15 protein-coding genes are annotated in these 16,297 nt (G+C 65.8%); all 15 read left to right on the top strand.

Annotation, left to right across the window (positions count from 1 at the left end; genetic code table 11):
* Positions 1-141: 141 nt before the first annotated feature.
* On the top strand, positions 142-717 hold the full coding sequence (locus AC27IQ_RS00265) for an RNA polymerase sigma factor (protein ID WP_284408676.1): 576 nt from the start codon (positions 142-144) through the stop codon (positions 715-717).
* Positions 698-1,747 carry a FecR family protein gene (locus AC27IQ_RS00260; RefSeq protein ID WP_487087317.1) on the top strand — a complete coding sequence of 350 codons (1,050 nt, stop codon included), beginning with the start codon at positions 698-700 and terminating at the stop codon, positions 1,745-1,747. Before AC27IQ_RS00265 ends, AC27IQ_RS00260 begins: the two co-directional genes overlap by 20 nt.
* A 105-nt stretch (positions 1,748-1,852) precedes the next feature.
* Entirely contained in the window at positions 1,853-4,915 is a 3,063-nt protein-coding gene (locus tag AC27IQ_RS00255; protein ID WP_487087315.1) for a TonB-dependent receptor domain-containing protein, read from the top strand.
* A 156-nt stretch (positions 4,916-5,071) separates the two neighbouring features.
* Positions 5,072-5,449: a hypothetical protein gene (locus AC27IQ_RS00250; RefSeq protein WP_487087313.1), complete on the top strand. Its 378-nt coding sequence runs from the start codon at positions 5,072-5,074 to the stop codon at positions 5,447-5,449.
* Between the two features lie 245 nt (positions 5,450-5,694).
* Entirely contained in the window at positions 5,695-7,356 is a 1,662-nt protein-coding gene (locus AC27IQ_RS00245; protein WP_487087311.1) for a tetratricopeptide repeat protein, read from the top strand.
* 64 nt (positions 7,357-7,420) lie between these two features.
* Complete coding sequence (locus AC27IQ_RS00240; RefSeq protein ID WP_228316145.1) at positions 7,421-7,822, top strand: DUF2628 domain-containing protein; 402 nt, start codon at positions 7,421-7,423, stop codon at positions 7,820-7,822.
* A 482-nt stretch (positions 7,823-8,304) separates the two neighbouring features.
* Entirely contained in the window at positions 8,305-9,048 is a 744-nt protein-coding gene (locus AC27IQ_RS00235; protein ID WP_487087309.1) for a hypothetical protein, read from the top strand.
* 58 nt (positions 9,049-9,106) lie between these two features.
* Positions 9,107-9,319 (top strand): AlpA family transcriptional regulator, encoded by a 213-nt coding sequence (locus AC27IQ_RS00230; RefSeq protein WP_487087307.1) that lies wholly within the window; start codon positions 9,107-9,109, stop codon positions 9,317-9,319.
* A 46-nt stretch (positions 9,320-9,365) separates the two neighbouring features.
* Entirely contained in the window at positions 9,366-10,217 is an 852-nt protein-coding gene (locus tag AC27IQ_RS00225) for a ParA family protein (RefSeq protein WP_228316143.1), read from the top strand.
* A gap of 222 nt (positions 10,218-10,439) precedes the next feature.
* Positions 10,440-12,101, top strand: a complete 1,662-nt coding sequence (locus tag AC27IQ_RS00220; RefSeq protein ID WP_487087397.1) for a ParB family protein — start codon at positions 10,440-10,442, stop codon at positions 12,099-12,101.
* Between the two features lie 14 nt (positions 12,102-12,115).
* Entirely contained in the window at positions 12,116-12,676 is a 561-nt protein-coding gene (locus tag AC27IQ_RS00215; protein WP_487087305.1) for a DUF2857 domain-containing protein, read from the top strand.
* A gap of 4 nt (positions 12,677-12,680) precedes the next feature.
* Positions 12,681-13,919, top strand: coding sequence for an STY4528 family pathogenicity island replication protein (locus AC27IQ_RS00210; protein WP_487087303.1), 1,239 nt, complete (start codon positions 12,681-12,683; stop codon positions 13,917-13,919).
* Between the two features lie 352 nt (positions 13,920-14,271).
* A complete protein-coding gene (locus AC27IQ_RS00205; protein ID WP_487087301.1) occupies positions 14,272-15,126 on the top strand; it encodes a PFL_4669 family integrating conjugative element protein in 855 nt (284 codons plus the stop codon).
* On the top strand, positions 15,123-15,662 hold the full coding sequence (locus AC27IQ_RS00200; RefSeq protein ID WP_274340462.1) for a DUF3158 family protein: 540 nt from the start codon (positions 15,123-15,125) through the stop codon (positions 15,660-15,662). Before AC27IQ_RS00205 ends, AC27IQ_RS00200 begins: the two co-directional genes overlap by 4 nt.
* A 132-nt stretch (positions 15,663-15,794) precedes the next feature.
* On the top strand, positions 15,795-16,181 hold the full coding sequence (locus tag AC27IQ_RS00195; RefSeq protein ID WP_274340461.1) for a single-stranded DNA-binding protein: 387 nt from the start codon (positions 15,795-15,797) through the stop codon (positions 16,179-16,181).
* Positions 16,182-16,297 lie beyond the last annotated feature (116 nt).

Below are 16,297 nucleotides of genomic sequence, written 5' to 3'. Positions count from 1 at the left end.
TGTTGCACCAAGAGCCGCTGGGCCGGACTTCAATTCGCAGCGCTTCACTTAACGTAGTCGAGCGAGAGGCAGATTTCCCTACCTCCCGATCGAGACGGGAGCGCTGGTGCGAACAGCACTGATTTGGGCTAATCTGGACGGATGTCTAGCGCCGTCGACGAATGGTTCGTCCAGCACATCCTCATCCACGAAACGGCCTTGATCGCTTATCTGAGGCGTTGCTGGCCCAATCCTGATGACGTCCACGATCTTCGCCAGGAGATCTATGCCCGCGTGTACGAGTCGGCGAGCCGCAAACTTCCCGACATCCCGCGGGCTTTTCTCTTCAGCACCGCCAATCACCTCGTCACCGATCGCATCAGGCGCAGCCGGGTGGTATCGATCGAGGCAGTGGGTGATCCAGACTCCCTGCTCGTCTTAGTAGATGAGTGCACCCCGGAGCGCTGGATGGGTGGGCGCCAGTTGCTCGCACGCCTTGTCCACGCCTTCGACCGGTTGCCAGATCGCTGCCGCGAAGTGGTGTGGCTGCGCCGTGTGCAGGAACTGTCGCAAAGGGAGGTCGCCGTGCAGTTGGGTATCAGCGAGAAGACCGTCGAAAAACACATGGCCAAGGGCGTGCGCCTGCTGGCGGACTATTTCCACGGCTCCACGACGTCCCCGCTTCCGACGCCCGTCAAGGCACTCAAGTCAACGCGCGATGGACAGCAGGCAGATTGAACAGGTCGCCGCGCAATGGCTGGCGCGGCGCGAGAGCGGCCCGTGGGATGCGACCGACCAGGTGCAACTCGACGCTTGGCTGGCACAGTCCACTGCGCATCGCGTTGCGTTCCTGCGCCTGGATGCAGCCTGGCGGGAAGCTGGGCGCCTGAAGGCGATCGCCGCCGGCCTCCCGAAGGGCGGCCCGCCGCCACGCGGCCGTTTTGCCGGGAATACAGCCGCCGGGGCTGCCGATGGCACGCTCGCGCGCACAGAGCCATGGTCCCGCCCCGCTCGGCCCAGGCGCCGCTGGAAGGCACCGCTCGCTGTCGCACTGGTCGGTGGCATGGCCATTGCCGGCGCCCTGTTCCTGGACCGCGCCCCACCTGCGCCGCCACGAGCGGGGCTTGCCTACCAGAGCATGGCCGGCACACTGCGGTCGTTGACCCTGGCCGATGGCTCACGGTCCACGCTTGGCAGCGATACGCGGATCAGCGTCGATCTCGGGGGCAGTGAACGGCAGATTGCGCTGCAGCGAGGCGAAGCGTTTTTCGAGGTCGCCAAGGACAGGAGCCGCCCATTCGTCGTGCAGGTCGGCACACGCCGCGTCGTGGCAGTCGGTACCCAGTTTTCCGTGCGCCGCGATGGTGACGAACTGCGGGTAATCGTCACCGAGGGAACGGTACGCCTGGAGACCGATCCAAAGGATGGCAAACCGCAATCGCCGGTACTCGTCGCTGCAGGCGGGATCGCCATGGCCGGTCCCCATGGCGTGCTCGTTCGCGCCAGCACCATCGCCGAAGCAGAGCAGCAAGTGGACTGGCGATCGGGCTATCTCAGCTTCGTCAATGCGCCGCTGCGCGAGGCGGTGGCCGAGTTCAATCGCTTCAGCACACGTCCATTGGTCCTGGCAGATCCCCAGTTGGGAGAGCTGCGCATCGGCGGGCGCTTCAGTTGGCGCAATACCGACGGGTTCGCGCGGCTGCTCGAGCGCAGCTATCCGATACGCGCCGAATCGCGCGCCGAACAGGTCATCCTTCACGCCCGCTGAGCGCCGCCTGCGTGGTGCCACGCGTTTGTCGGTGGGGATACAGCGCATTCGTTCGTCTTTATTAGCGGGCGCAACGGTGCGCCGTGAACAGGAAAGAAGGACCGGATGTCGCTTCGTGCGTGCCCGCAATGGCTCGGCTTGATCTGCTGTGCAGTGCCCGCGCTGCAGGCAATCGCCACGCCCACCACGATCGACATCCCCGCCGGCCCGCTGAGCGTGGCGCTGGACACCCTGTCGCGCCGTGCCGGGACGCAAGTGCTGTACCAGCCGCAGCAGGTTGAAGGTGTCTCCAGCCCCGGCGCCCATGGCGCAGCGGGCGCTGACCAAGCGCTGGAACAGTTGCTCCGCGGCACTGGCCTCATGGCGCACCGCGATGCTTCCGGCGCGGTATTGCTGCAACCGGCACCGGCGAGCACACCCGATGCGACGCCAGGGCCGCAGGCAGCGCGCCCTCGCACACCGGCGCCGATCGCGCTGCAGGCGATCAAGGTCACCGGCTCGCGCATTGCCCGCTCACAGGTCGAAGGACCGGCACCGCTTGCGGTCATCACCGCCGAGCAGATCCAGGCCGGTGGCTTCACTACCGTGCCGCAGGTGCTGCGCGCCATGACCCAGAACATCGGCCAGACACAGAGCGAGCAGTCACTCGGCAACGCCGACTACAGTCCGGGATCGCAGCAGGTGGATCTGCGGGGCCTGGGGCCGAACCACACGCTGGTGTTGGTCAACGGGCAACGCATCGCCGACTTCCCGATGCCTTTCATGGGGCGCAGCAATTTCGCCGATGTCTCCGGCCTGCCGCTGGGCCTGATCGAACGCATCGAGGTCCTGACCGGCAGTGGATCGGCCGTCTACGGCTCCGATGCCATCGCCGGCGTCATCAACTTCATCCTCAAGCAGCGCGCCGACGGCACCACGGTAGATGCGCACGTGGGCCACACGGCTCGCGGCGATGCGCAGTCGTTGGAACTAGGGATTTCCAGTGGTTTTTCGCACGCTGCCTTCGACGGCATTTTTGGCTTACAGCTCACCTCCCGACAACCGCTTTGGGCCTACCAGCGCAGCCGCCAGGATTCCACCCGCGACGCACCGACCGAGCGCGCGGCTGCGCCACGCCGCACCTTCTTGCGCACCGATGCCTCCGGTGCCTACCTGGATCCGGGCGAATCGGTCTGCGCGCCGCTGGAGGAACTCAACGACAACAGCACCGGCTACAGTGCGCGCCCCGGGCAAGCTGCCGTCGATCCAGCGACCGGCCAGCGTGGCCCAGGCTATTACTGCGGCAGCCCCGCATCCATCGGCTACGGCACCGTGCTGAATCGGCGCCAGGGATTCAATGCGCACGCCTCGCTGCGCTACGCGCTGGACGCGTCATCGCACTGGTTCGCCGACCTTCAGTTCGGCTCGCACGCAGTCTCGCTGCTGCGCGATGTGCCCAGCTGGGCCTACATGGACGCCGAGGGCAACGAGCAAGGCGACTTCTACAACCGTGCGACGGGCCAGGTCGAGTACTGGAGCCGCCAGTTCACTCCCGAGGAAATGGGAGGGCTGGCGCGCAACATGATCGATACGCGGCAAAAGACCTTGAGCATCGCCACCGGCATCAAGGGGCAGCTTGGCCAAGCGTGGTCCTACGAAACGACCCTGAGCCATTCGCAGTACCGGGCACGCATCAGTTGGCCACGCATCGTGGCTGCACGTGCGAACGGGCTGTTCCTCGGGCAACCGACCGGCACGGATCCCGGCTCGACTACCGCAATGTTCGATGCCGATCCCGCTCGCCTGTATGCCCCGTTGCGCCGCGACGAATACGAGACCATTGCGGCGCGCACGCAGTACACGCCGCGCTCGCGCACGGACACCCTCTCGGCCACACTGACGAATACCCAGCTGGGAGCCTTTCCAGGCGGAAATGCCGCACTGTCGGTGACGGCCGAAGTCGGCGGGCAGTCCTACGACCTGCACCCCGATCCCCTGGCGACGCAGTATTACTACTACAGCTGGCGCGATGCCGATGGCAGCGGAAGCCGTAATCGCTGGGCGCTGGCCAGCGAGTTGCGCCTGCCGGCGACCGAGCGCTTGAACGTCAGCCTGGCCGGCCGCTACGACCAGTACCGCTACACGGGACGGCATCCCGGTCGCTTCACCTGGAACGCAGGACTGGAATGGCGCCCTCGCGACAGCCTGCTGTTGCGGGGGTCCTATGGACCAGGCTTTCGTGCCCCCGACCTGCATTACCTGTATGCAGGCGAAGGCAACGACGAAGCCACAAGCGTGGACTACTACCGCTGTGCCACCCAGGACGCCCAGGCCAGCACCGCCGCGTGCCGCTTCAACGACGAGTCGCTGGTGCGTCGCCGCCGCGGCAACCGGGATCTCAAGGCGGAAACGAGCACGGCCTGGACCGCAGGCGTGGTGTGGTCCCCTCAACAGGGCCTGGACCTGTCGATGGACTATTTCTCGATCGACATGCGCGACCAGGTGCAGGACCTTCGCGTAGACCGCGTCTTGCGCGATGAGGCCGACTGCAGGCTCGGACAACGGGACCCGGCCTCCAGCGCATGCCGCCAGGCGGTCGAGCGCGTGGAGCGGACTGCAGAGGGCGCCCTCTATGCGGTCTCGGTAGCGCCGATCAATGTGGCGCGGGAAACCACCAGCGGCGTGGATGCCAGCCTGCATTACCGGATCCAGACGCCTGCAGGAGCGTTCGATTTCATCGGCAGCTACACCTGGGTGCACCAGCACCGGATCCAGCTCCAAGGCGGTGGCGCCATAGAGGACGCATTCGCGGTCAACAGTGGCTACGACGCACCACGCACGAAAGCCAACGCCACCCTGCTCTGGTCCCGCAATGCGTGGGCCGCCAGCCTGCAGGGCCAGCGCCTGGGACGCCTCCCCAGTGAAGACTCGTCCCTGGAGATTTACCAAGCAGGCAGCGGAGCCAGCCCCTGGATCGCTGCGACCTACCGCTTCAACGGCACGCTGCAGTACCGCTTCAACGCGCGTGCGCAAGTGTCGATCGCCGCGACGAACCTCTTCGATGCGATGCCGCCGGTGGACCGCAGCGCGACGGTCTACCCGTATTACGACACGTCCTGGTTCGACACGACCGGACGGCGATTGACTCTCCAGTACACCCAGAAGTTCGGTGGCACGCCGCTCTACTAGGCCGCCACCCGAGCAGTGACGTTGCCCGGGACGATCGCTCCGCACCGGCCGAGTGCAACCCGATGCAACGCCTCCCGCACCACCCGCCCCAATGGGCGTTCGTTCACACCACCCCAAGGAAAGGAAATGAAAGCACCCCGTCCCACCTCCCTCACCGTGATTGCCTGGCTGTTGATCGTCTCTTGCGTGCTGTCGGTCGCCTCTTTCGTGATGGCCCACGGAAACCCCGCAGCAGAAAACATCATGCGCCAGGGCGTTCTGCCCCTGTGGCTTCAGTATGCGATCGGCTATTTGGGCATGGCCGTGCAGCTGGTCTGCGCCCTCGCCTTTCTCAAGGGCAAGGCCTGGGGACGAACGCTCTACATCGGCTGGGGCGTCATCGGGTTGGTGATCGGATTCGCGACATCGCCCATGAAGCTGGCGCTGATTCCCGGGGCGATCCTGTTTGCGGTGGTGGTGTTCTTCCTGCTGCGCCCGGCGGCCAACGCGTTTTTCGCCAACGGCCGCCATGCCGTCAGCCTCGGCCGCGCCTGAGTCAGGCACCGGAGACCGGCGCCCACGCAGCGGGTGCCGGTCCTCATGTGATGCGCCTACCCGCTGCCCACACCCCATGCCGATCTGGATACACGGCCGATGCCACGGCATGGGGACCTGTCGATTGACGAAACACGTTCAAGACTTCCTCCAGACCATCGCATGAACAGTGAAATTCGCGCCGAGCACCGTCCCCTCTCATTCACACGTGTCCAACCGTCGGCCTTCCAGCAGAGGTTTGCCCGATGGACGCATTGATCCAAGCTGGCCAGGAAGCGCTTGCCCGCGGCGATTACGCGCACCTGTGCCGGCTGTGGTCTGGCAGCACGGTGTTCAGCCACCTGGAGGACGAGACGATTGCGGCGGTCTTTCAGCAGTGCCGCGCTGCCGCCGAGCGCGGCGAAGGCGCCGAGTGGCCCTGGCTGATGCAATGCTCGATCTATCTCGATTGCAGCGACCAGTTCATCGCCAACCGGGCAACTGCCCTGCACAGCACATGCGAGTGGGCACAGAAAGCGATCGATCTCGCACCAGGCAATGCGTTGGCGCATCGCCTGGCGGGCAGTGCGTGCTACTGGATGGGCGACCACCCGCGCGCCATTGCGACCTATCGGCAATCGAATGCATTGCAGCCGCAGGTCGACCTGCAGGTACGCCTGTTCGAGATGGCAGGGCGTCCCGACGGCCGCAGCTTTCGGGAGCTGCCACTGGACCTGCGCGACGACGAGGCGAGCAATTACTACCGCGCTGGCGTGACCTTGGGCAAATGGCTGGCCGACATCGATGACGCGGCCGATGCAGCGTACATCGCAGCCATTCAAGTCGCGCTGTACGAGCGCTGCAGCGCCCTGTATGCCCTCTGCCTGGTCCACCACGAAGGCAATCCCTTCAATGCGGACGGCCATACGTTTGCGATGTGCTGCAACAACCTGGGTCAGCTGTATAACGCCCAGGGCCGGCACGAAGACGCATTGAAATTGATTCAACAGGGCCTGGAGCACAGCGAGTTTCAGTATCTGCGCCAGAACCTGCGCGACACCTATCGCTACCTCGGCATGGCCAAGGAAGCGGCCGACAGTTCGCTGACGCTGCTGCAGCAGTACGAGCTGGAACCAGCCCTGTTCTTCGATTGTGCGCAGACGGCCTGCAGCTACCTCAACCGCATCGGCCAGAGCGAGGACGTGTTGCAGATCATCGACGCGGCCGATGAGACCTACCAGTCGTTGCCGCAGGACATGCAGCAAGAGTGCTTGGCCATGTACGCCAAGCTGTCGGTGCATCGGGCACCGGCTGCATCGCAACTCGGCGACACGTCCCCATCGGCGATGGACGAGGAGTTGATCGAGAAGGCATTGCAGGACAGTCCGCAGGATCTTGAACTGCGCTTGGCACATTGCAGCCTGCTGGTGAACAGGCAGGCCTATGCGCAGGCGCTCGCTTCCTACCGCAGCTTGGTGCACGATGCCGCCGCGGCCCAGAATGCCCGGGTGTTTCGCAATGCACTGGGTGCGCGCGGCTACCTGCTGCTGTATCACTTGAACGAGCCGCTGCAGGCGCTGCAGGACTACAACGCCATCGAGCACAGTGGCCATCTGGACTTCTACACCTGCTACTACCAGGCCAATTGCCACTACGTGCTGAAGGATGTGCAGGCCACGCTGGCAGCAGGCCGACGCGCCTCGGAACGGATCACCGATGCGATCACACGCGACGACCCGCAGTCGGTGGCGCAGCTGCACATGATGCTGGCCAACAGCCATTTCGATGCGGGCGACTTTCCTGCTGCAGTCTGCGCCTATGAGGCATCGCTCGCCCATGACGACAGGCCGGATGTACGCGAGAACTACGTGCTGGCCCAACAACTGGCACAGCCCAAGAAAGGATGGCTTGCAAGGCTGATGCGCTAGCGCGCGGGCCGGCGCCGCCTTGCACGACACCACCCAACCCATTCCATCCGCAGGACACGCACCGATGAACGATATGGCCCAGGACTATTCGCAATACAGCCCCAAATGGCAGTTTCGATTCGATTTCTATGACCGCTACGGCGAGCCGAAATCCTCCACCTTCAAAGCAGCGATGCGGTCTAGCACGTTGTCGTTGGGCCAGAAGATCAAGCTCAACATGAATTTCTATGCGTTCTTCTTCGGATTCATCTACTACTTCGTTCTGGGCATGTGGCGCAAGGCGCTGGTCCTGATCGGCGTGTCGTTCGTGGTGGGCTTCATCTGCGCTTTCCTGCCGGAATACGTGCTGCGTGCCTTCAGCTTTGCATATGCCCTATTGGTGGGCATGACCGCCAACTACGGCTACTACCTTCATAAGATCAAGGGCAGTACCAGCTGGAATCCCCTGGAGGGCGTGCGTTGGTAAGCACATGCGCGGCCCCACTTGATCGCCGCTGATAGCGGCGATCAAGAAGCCGCACAGCGCGTTACATGACACCTACTGCGGGGGGATTTACCCGGCGATGACCAACATAGATTCTATCTGGCGGAACAAAACAGCACATGCGATGCGGGAGGCATCGCGTGCCGGCAATAACAACACGCGTTCCCGGTACCACGCACGCTGCAATACAGCGTTTTTCCCGTAGTTCGGACTCCTACCAACAATGCGGATGGATGGAACGGGCACAGGTCCTGATCCAGCACTCGAGCGCGCATCCGCCAGGGACCACCTAGCCATGGAAAGCTGCAGGACAGATCACGCGCGACAGGGGGAAGCAGGAGTTCGCAATGGAGTTGCGACAGATGCTCTCGAGAAACGAAGCCCGATCAAGCCCATTATGCAAAGTGTATTACCGCCCGATCGAAGCGGCCATCCGATGGAGTGGCCTGCACCGCCACGAAGCCATGATCCTGGATGTCCTTGGGCATCGACAGACTCCCACCCTCCATGATTTCCCCCGCTGGCCCGCGCTGAGTTTGAATGCCGAACGCATCTACGACGGTATCCTCAACGAGGAACTGGCGTACGGATACAACGGCCTGACCGCCCGCCGAGCGACGCCCCCAACCGGGGTGCCCTTGCACTTCGATCCGGAAGGACTGACCGTGCGGCACACTGATCTTCGCCAATGGATGCAGCGCTGCTATCCCGGCCAACGGCCGCGCTTTCTCTTCTCCGCAGCGGAGCGTGCCGCCCATCCGATCATCACCGTGGAGGCCGGCCAGGCGATGCTGGCGGAACAGGCCGCAACGCATGCACTTTTGCGCCAGTGCCAACAGCAGACCCGGTCCCTGCAAGCGCGCTATGAGGCGCTACTGTCGCGGCAAGCTGCGGCCCCCGCGCCCCAGTCACCAGCGTCACCGCTCAGTGATCGCGCGGAAACGACCTACCTGAACATCATTGGCGCGCTCATGGACTTGTTGCTGGGCAAATCGCCCTCGGGAAAACCGTACTCCAACTTCCGCACCCAGGAGGCCGTGATCAGCGCTCTGCTGGCCCACAACGGCGGGTTGATGGGACTGACCGAACGCACGCTGCAAGGCAAATTCGCGCGCGCCAAGCGCCAGGTCAACACACGTCAGCCACCACCAGCGCAAGACCGTATGTGCGGTCGGGAAAACCGCATTTACGGTGTCCAAAGGGACTGAATCGGATTCCACTGGTCACCTGTCCGAACAACGCCAGCGAGCGTCAGGAATGGCCACCATGTCTTTGCAAAACCAATCCCCCGACACGCCCACCAACCGCCGCATCCTGCGCCGGTCACAGGTCGAAGCCCGGACCGGAATCAAACGGGCGCACATCTACGGCCTGATGAAGGCCAATAAGTTTCCTCAGCGGGTGCGCCTGGGCGTGCGCGCGGTCGGTTGGTACGAAGCGGAGATCGACCAATGGCTCGCCGACCGGGAGCGCGCATGACGCGCCTTGCCCCCGCGCTTTTGCATGCCGAACGGAGGTCCCGGGCATGAAGGTGGTGTCGATCATCTCGACCAAAGGTGGTGTCGGCAAGACCACGACCGCCGCGAATCTGGGTGGCTTCGCCGCCGATGCCGGCCTGCGAGTGCTGCTGCTCGACCTGGATATCCAACCCACGTTGTCGAGCTACTTCACGCTCACCCATCGCGCTCCGGGCGGCATTTACGAGCTGCTGGCCTGGAACGAGCGCAACCTCGGGCAGCTGGCCTCACGCTCGTCGATCGAGCGGTTGGACATCATCGTGTCCAACGATGGCCAAGGCCAGTTGAACACCTTGCTGCTGCATGCCGCAGACGGGCGGCTTCGACTGCGCAACCTGCTGCCCGCGTTCCAGGAGCAATACGACCTGCTGCTGATCGACACGCAGGGCGCACGCAGCGTGCTGCTGGAGATGGCGGTGCTGGCATCAGACCTGTCCCTCTCCCCGGTCACCCCTGAGATCCTGGCGGCGCGCGAACTGCAGCGCGGCACCCTGCAACTGATGCAGGAGCTCGCTCCATACCAGCGTCTGGGCATCGAGCCGCCGCCCCTACGCCTGCTCATCAATCGCATACACCCCGTCTCCGCGAATGCGCGTCAGATCCAGCAAGCGTTGCGCGAAGTCTTCCAGCAACGCTCCGGCATCCAGATCCTGGAAACGCCGATCCCGGCGATCGAGGCCTATCCACGGGCGGCATTGCGCGGCCTTCCTGTCCACCGCATGGAGTACCGGCGCCCGAACGGCCGCGCCGCACCGGCTGCCCTGGAAAGCCAGTGCGCGCTGGCCAGCGAGTTGTTTCCGCAGTGGCGCGAGCGCTTCCTACGGGTTTCCGGGAAATTTCCATATGTCCTCCCTGCCTGATCTGCGCTCCATGCGGCACGCCCTGCGCCGCTTGATTGCTTTCGCCCAAGCCGAGGGCTGGGAGCTCGTGATTCGCTCGGACGCATCCCGATGCCTGTGCAAACGCGGCATGCCTTGCATCCATCTGGGCGCGCCCTCCAGCTTCGGCACACTGCCGCGAGTGCGGCAAGGCACCGCAAGCTGCCGGTGTCGCGCCGCGCACCCGCGCAAGACGGGGCCGTGATGGCCACCCGCCAGGACTCAGGCCTTGCCGACCATTTGCTGGCACAGGCGTTTCATCGCACGGGACCGGCCACTTCGGAGCTGACCGACCCCATCGCCGACACGCCGATGGTGGTGACGCTGGACCAATTGCGCCCCTACGACCTGAACCCGCGCGTCACGGTCAATCCTCTCTACGCCGAGATCAAGTCCTCCATCCGCGAGCGCGGACTGGATGCGGCGCCCGCGATCACGCGCCGGCCCGGCGAGGCCCACTACACCATCCGCAACGGCGGCAACACGCGCCTGGCGATCCTGCGCGAGCTGTGGGCCGAGACCAAGGACGAACGGTTCTTCCGCATCCCCTGCCTGTTCCGGCCGTGGCCGGCCCGGGGCGAAATCATCGCCCTCACCGGCCACCTGGCCGAAAACGAGCTGCATGGGAGCCTGACCTTCATCGAGCGGGCGCTCGGCGTGGAGAAGGCCCGCGAACTCTATGAACAGGAAAATGGCGGCAAGGCGATGACGCAAGCGGAACTGGCACGGCGCCTGGCGGCCGATGGCTATCCCGTGCCGCAGCCCCACATCAGCCGGATGCGCGATGCCGTGCAGTACTTGCTGCCCGCGATTCCTTCGGTCCTCTACGCGGGCCTGGGGCGCCACCAGGTCGAGCGGCTGTCGCTGCTGCGCAAAGCCGGCGAGCACGCCTGGGCGAAGCGCGGGGCAGCGCAGGCACCCACGATGGACTTCGCGGATCTGTTCCAGGAGGTGCTTTCGGGATTCGATGCAATGCCCGATGGATTCTCCTACGAGCGCGTGCAGGACGAGTTGATCGGACAGATGGCGCAGTGGCTGGAGGCGGACTACGACACGCTGGCCCTGGACATCGCCGGTGCGGAAAGCCGCCAGCGGGCCCTGCTGAGTGTGCCGGCCCCGTTACCGAGCCCGGACGGCGGCGCAGTGCCTGCACCGCAGGCAGTGGCCACCACACGCAACGAGACACGCGGTGAAATGCCCCCTGCAACGCCCCGTGCGCCGTCCGCCTCCACGCCCCGCGCATCCGGTGCACCGGATGCGGAGAATTCCGCATCCGCCTCGCCCCGCACCACGCCGGATCTGATGGCGACGCGCGTGCAGGAGCACGTCGTCTCCCCTGCCGCGAGCACCGAGCGCCTGCAATCCCTGCAAAAGCTGGTCGCCGAGCACCATGGCGAAGCATCGCCCTCCTTCGCCGACAACGTCGTGCAGGCGATTCCCGTGCAGGCCGGTGGCCTGTACCCGATCTCGGACGTCTGGCACATCGATTCCGGACTGGACACCCCCGATCGCCTGCGCGTGCACCTGGCACAGTTCGCGCGCGAGATCGCTGCCGAAGGCGGTGCGGCCGATCACATCGCCACCACCGAGTACGCACTGGGATTCGCATGCGACGAACACCCTGCTGGGGTGGCGCCCCTGGCCCACGCCATGCTCGCGCTTCTGCATGCGCTGGAGGCGGGTTACACGGGAGCGGCGATGCCTGCCGCGCCTTGCAACCTGGCCGAAGCGATAGCGCCTTTGCTGCGTGCCCAAGGCGCCACGCCGCGCCTCAGCGACAGCGGTCTGGTGAAGCTGTTTCGCCTGCTGCGGCTGGCACGCCGGCTGGCCGAAGTCGAGGCCGGTGCCGACGCGATCTCTACCTGACCGGCCTGCTGCCCATGACCGCACCCCACCCGCTCAACCAGGCAGTGATCGCCCAAGCATTGCACGACCTGCGCAACGGCCAGCTGCGCCGCGCCCGGTCCATGGGCTTCGGCGATGCCGAACTGGCCGCGCTCAAGCGGCCCGACCTGGTGAGCGTGCTGCTCAACGCGTCGGTGTCGTGGTGCTCGGTCACGGTCAACCGCGAGGTCGTGCGGCGGCTGCTCGGCCAGGTGCAGGACGTGGAGCGCGAGATCACCACGGTGGACCGCATGCTGCGCCTGGGCGCGAGCACGGAGATGGTCAGCACCTTCTACGGCCTGTCGCACCAGGAAGTGGCGCTGCGCCGCGAGATCCTCGAATTGCCCAAACGCAAGGGACGCCACCCCGTGCTGAGCGAGGCGCAGGATGCCGACCTGTGGGCCCGCTGGCGCGCCGCCGCGCGCGAGCAAGGCGTCGCGCTCGAAGACGACATGGCGATGCTCGACCTGGCGATGGACCTGGCCCAGGACATGGACCTCCCGCTGTCGGTCGTGTGGGCCGCGATACAGGGCTGGATCGCGCAAGGACTGGTGTAGGGCCATGGCGACGTCGGGGACACCCCGGCCGGCCGGTCCGCGCCCGCTCTCGGCCGTGCTCGATGACGCCTGGCGGCAGGTCGAGGCTGGCGCACCCAATGCAGCCCTACCACCCCCTCCCGCCGCGCCGTCCGCACCCGCGTTTCAGGACGGATTCCTCTACAGCGGCAACCGCCAGGAGAGCGCCCCCCGCGCGCTCTTCCTGGACCGGCGGCTCACGCCGCTGGAGCGCAATGCGTGGCAGGTGTTCCGGCTGCAGTTGCAGGGCGATGGACTCACCGCATTGCCCACCTACGAGCAGCTGCGCCCCTACCTGTCTGCCATGCCCTGCGGACCCAAGGCCTCGACCGAAACCGTCGCGCGCGCACTCACGCTGCTGCGGCTCACGCGCTGGCTGAGCCTGGTGCGCCGTCGACGCGACCCGCGCAGCGGGCGCATCCTGGGCAACCTTTACGTGCTCCACGACGAACCACTCACGCCGTTCGAGGCGATGCAACTGGACGCCGGCTACCTCGGCCTGGTCAGCCAGTGCCTGACGCACGCCAGCAAGGCCGTGCAGCAGGTCGGCCTGCACACGCTGCAGGAAATCGCCGAGGACCCGTTGCTCAACGGACGCGTGCTGCCCACGCGGCTGCAAGTGCTTGCCGATCGGCTGGCGTGTGGCGGGATGGACGCCTTGCACGGCACAGAAACTTGTCCACAGGAGGCGCCCTCCCACGAATCCGAAGGCGGTGTCGACGACCGCCTTCGGATGGCCGATGCCCCTGCTTCGGATTCCGAAGCCGGTCGCCAAACCGCGTCGCAGGCCCCCCTTCGGAATCCGAAGCAGGACCGTACCGTACGTAGTAGTTCTCTATCAGAAATACGTACGGTACCGCGGGTGCAGGCGCGCACGGACCTGCGCCTGCCCGCGTTGTTTCTCCGCTTGAAGGACGAGCAGCAAGCCGGTGCTTTGGTCGCGTTGGAGCAAGTGCCGGCGGCACAGCGCCAGGCGGTGGTCGACGAATGGGCGGCGCGCTGCCGGGACAGTGCGGTGCGCAACCCGGCGGGCTACCTGTTCGGCATCATCCAGAAAGCGCTTCGCGGCGAATTCAACGCCTGGGCCGGTGCCGGGGGCGGCACCGACGGCGGCGCCCCTGCGACCGCGCCACCACCACCGCCCCCTGCGGCTCCCAGGCCTGCGAGCCGCGAGGTGGTACAGGCCCATCTGGACCGGCTGCGGGCCATTCTGCGCAGCCCATGAGCAGAACGCCATGGTGCTTGGCGGAATTAGACCCCGGGTATCAACGGAACACACCGCCTTCCTGCGGCGCAGGGCGACGCGCAAGCGATACGGGGGGTCGCGCACGACCCGCGCGGGGTCCGCAGACATCCCTGGCCGTCCATGGCGCTAGACCCAGGGTATAGGCGCAACAGGAAGCCTTCCCTGCCACCAACGCGCTGACGTCCACACGCAGGCATGCGCGAATTCGTACGCGCCAAGCATCGCCGGCAGCCGTGCAAAACAGGCGGCCATGGACTGCGTTTTGTTCACGGACAGCCTTCCCTTGCAGCGACGACGCTGGCGGCTCGTACATCCCCCAGCGAGTCGTCCCATGGCCGAATCCTCCCAGTCCCCTGCTCTGCAGCTCAATCTCGGATCGCTGCGCAGCGCGATGTCGCTGACGCTGCACACCCACCACGCCTCCCGCATCTGGCATGGCCGCGCCGCCACCGAGGGACGGCCCGGCATCGTCGGCCTCAACGGCTACATCGCCGTCATGAACAAGATGAAGCGCGGCGCGGAGCAGGACGATCCGTATTCGGACTGGTGGATGCTGCGCATCGAGGAGAAGCTCGCGCAGACCGACACTGCCCTGCGGCAATTGCGCGAACAGGTGGACAGCGCCCTGGCCGACGTGCCGCCCGCCCTGTCGCTGGGCGACAACCTCAACGTGCAGCCCATCCGGCTGCCCCTGTTCGTCAACGCGCAACTCGGCTTCATGGCGGTGTACCTGCTGGCCGACTACGACGAGCTGGCGCGCAAGCTGATCCTGGCGCACCACACGGCGCTCATCGACCGGTCGACCCTGGAGCGCTGGCTCAACGAGGGCGCCCATGCCCTGCGCAGCCTTTTTTCCTTGGCGCAGCAATACCGCTACTCCGGCTGTACGCGCGACGACTTCGCCGCGAAGAACGCCGCTGCCCGCGCGGCGCTGGAGAAATTCGGCGAACTGCCGCAAGAGGTGCTCGAAGGCACGCGCCGCTCCCGCTATGCGCCACCCATCGTGCGGCGCTCGGCGCTGGCGGCGACAGCGCGCAACAGCAACGTCATCGATGTCGCTGGTGCCGGCGGTAACGACGACGGCGCGATCGCCATCGAGGGCGATGGCCGCGCTATTCAAGGCGCCGCCGAAGGCAGCCCATTGGCCGCACCGGACGGCGAAGATGGCCGAGGCACACCGGCATGACCCACGCATCACCCACCAGCGCACCAAGCCGCCGCTTCGTGCCCCTGGAACAGGCGGACTTCCGCAATCTGCGACAGGCCGGCTCTCTAAAAGGCCTTTTACAGCCTTTTAAAGGTAAGGGACCTTTGACGCTCTGGGCCAGCGAGTGCCACGCGCTGCGGGACGATCTCACCGCCTTGGCGCAGCAGCGCGTGCTGGCGCAAGCGAGCCGGTATCCCTTCCTGCTGCTGCCGGTCCAGCTGGCCCAGCAGACCACTGGCGCAGGCACGCGTTTTTTGCGCTGGCGCAGCCACGATCGCTCGGCGATGGGCGTGGCGCTGTGGCAAGGCCTGATGGAAAACCCCGCAACGCCGGACAGCCTGGTTGACGACCTCTACGCGATGGAGGTCGAGCGCGTGGTGCTGAACATGCAGGTGAGCCTGTTGCACACGCTGGGCCGCCAGGCCCTGGACTGCGCCACCAAGCTGGAGCAAGCCCATGCCTGCCATCTGCGCCGCAAGGGCCTGCCCTCGCACACCGCAGATCTCGCGCCATGAACGCAGCGGCGGCCTGCACGAGGACACACCGCCGCGGCGGGAACCTGCGCCAGACCGGACGCTGGATCGATTCGCGACACCTGCATCGGCGCCTGCCGTGCAGGCCTTTCAACCCACCTGGAGACTGATCCCATGAGCACGTATTTCAGCGGCGAAGGCAACATCGGCTCGCCCCCCGAGTTCGACGAGTATGCCAACGGCAACGACGAGCCGCGCCGCGTCCTGCGCCTGAATGTGTATTTCGACAATCCTGTTCCCAACAAGGACGGCTCGTTCGATGACCGCGGCGGGTACTGGGCGCCGGTGGAGTGGTGGCACCGCGATGCCGAGCACTGGGCCACGCTCTTCGCCAAAGGCATGCGCGTGATGGTCCGCGGCCGCCAGGAGCGCGACGATTGGACCGACAGCGACAACCAGCCGCGGACCACGTACCGGATCAACGCGCGCAGCGTCGGCATCCTGCCCTACCGCCTGGAGTCGGTGGCACTCAGCCCGAAGCCGGGCAGCGCCGGCGATTGAGCCATGCGCAACGCCACACCGCGGTCGACACCTGCGAATGCGCTGCCTCGAAGGCAGCGCAACGCGGTGGCCGCGGCGTGCGCGTTTTTTGGCTGTGCCGCGCACGCAAGCCCGGA

Source organism: Acidovorax sp. KPB24-07, assembly GCF_057543315.1.
This window is presented reverse-complemented; position numbering and strand designations above follow the sequence as displayed.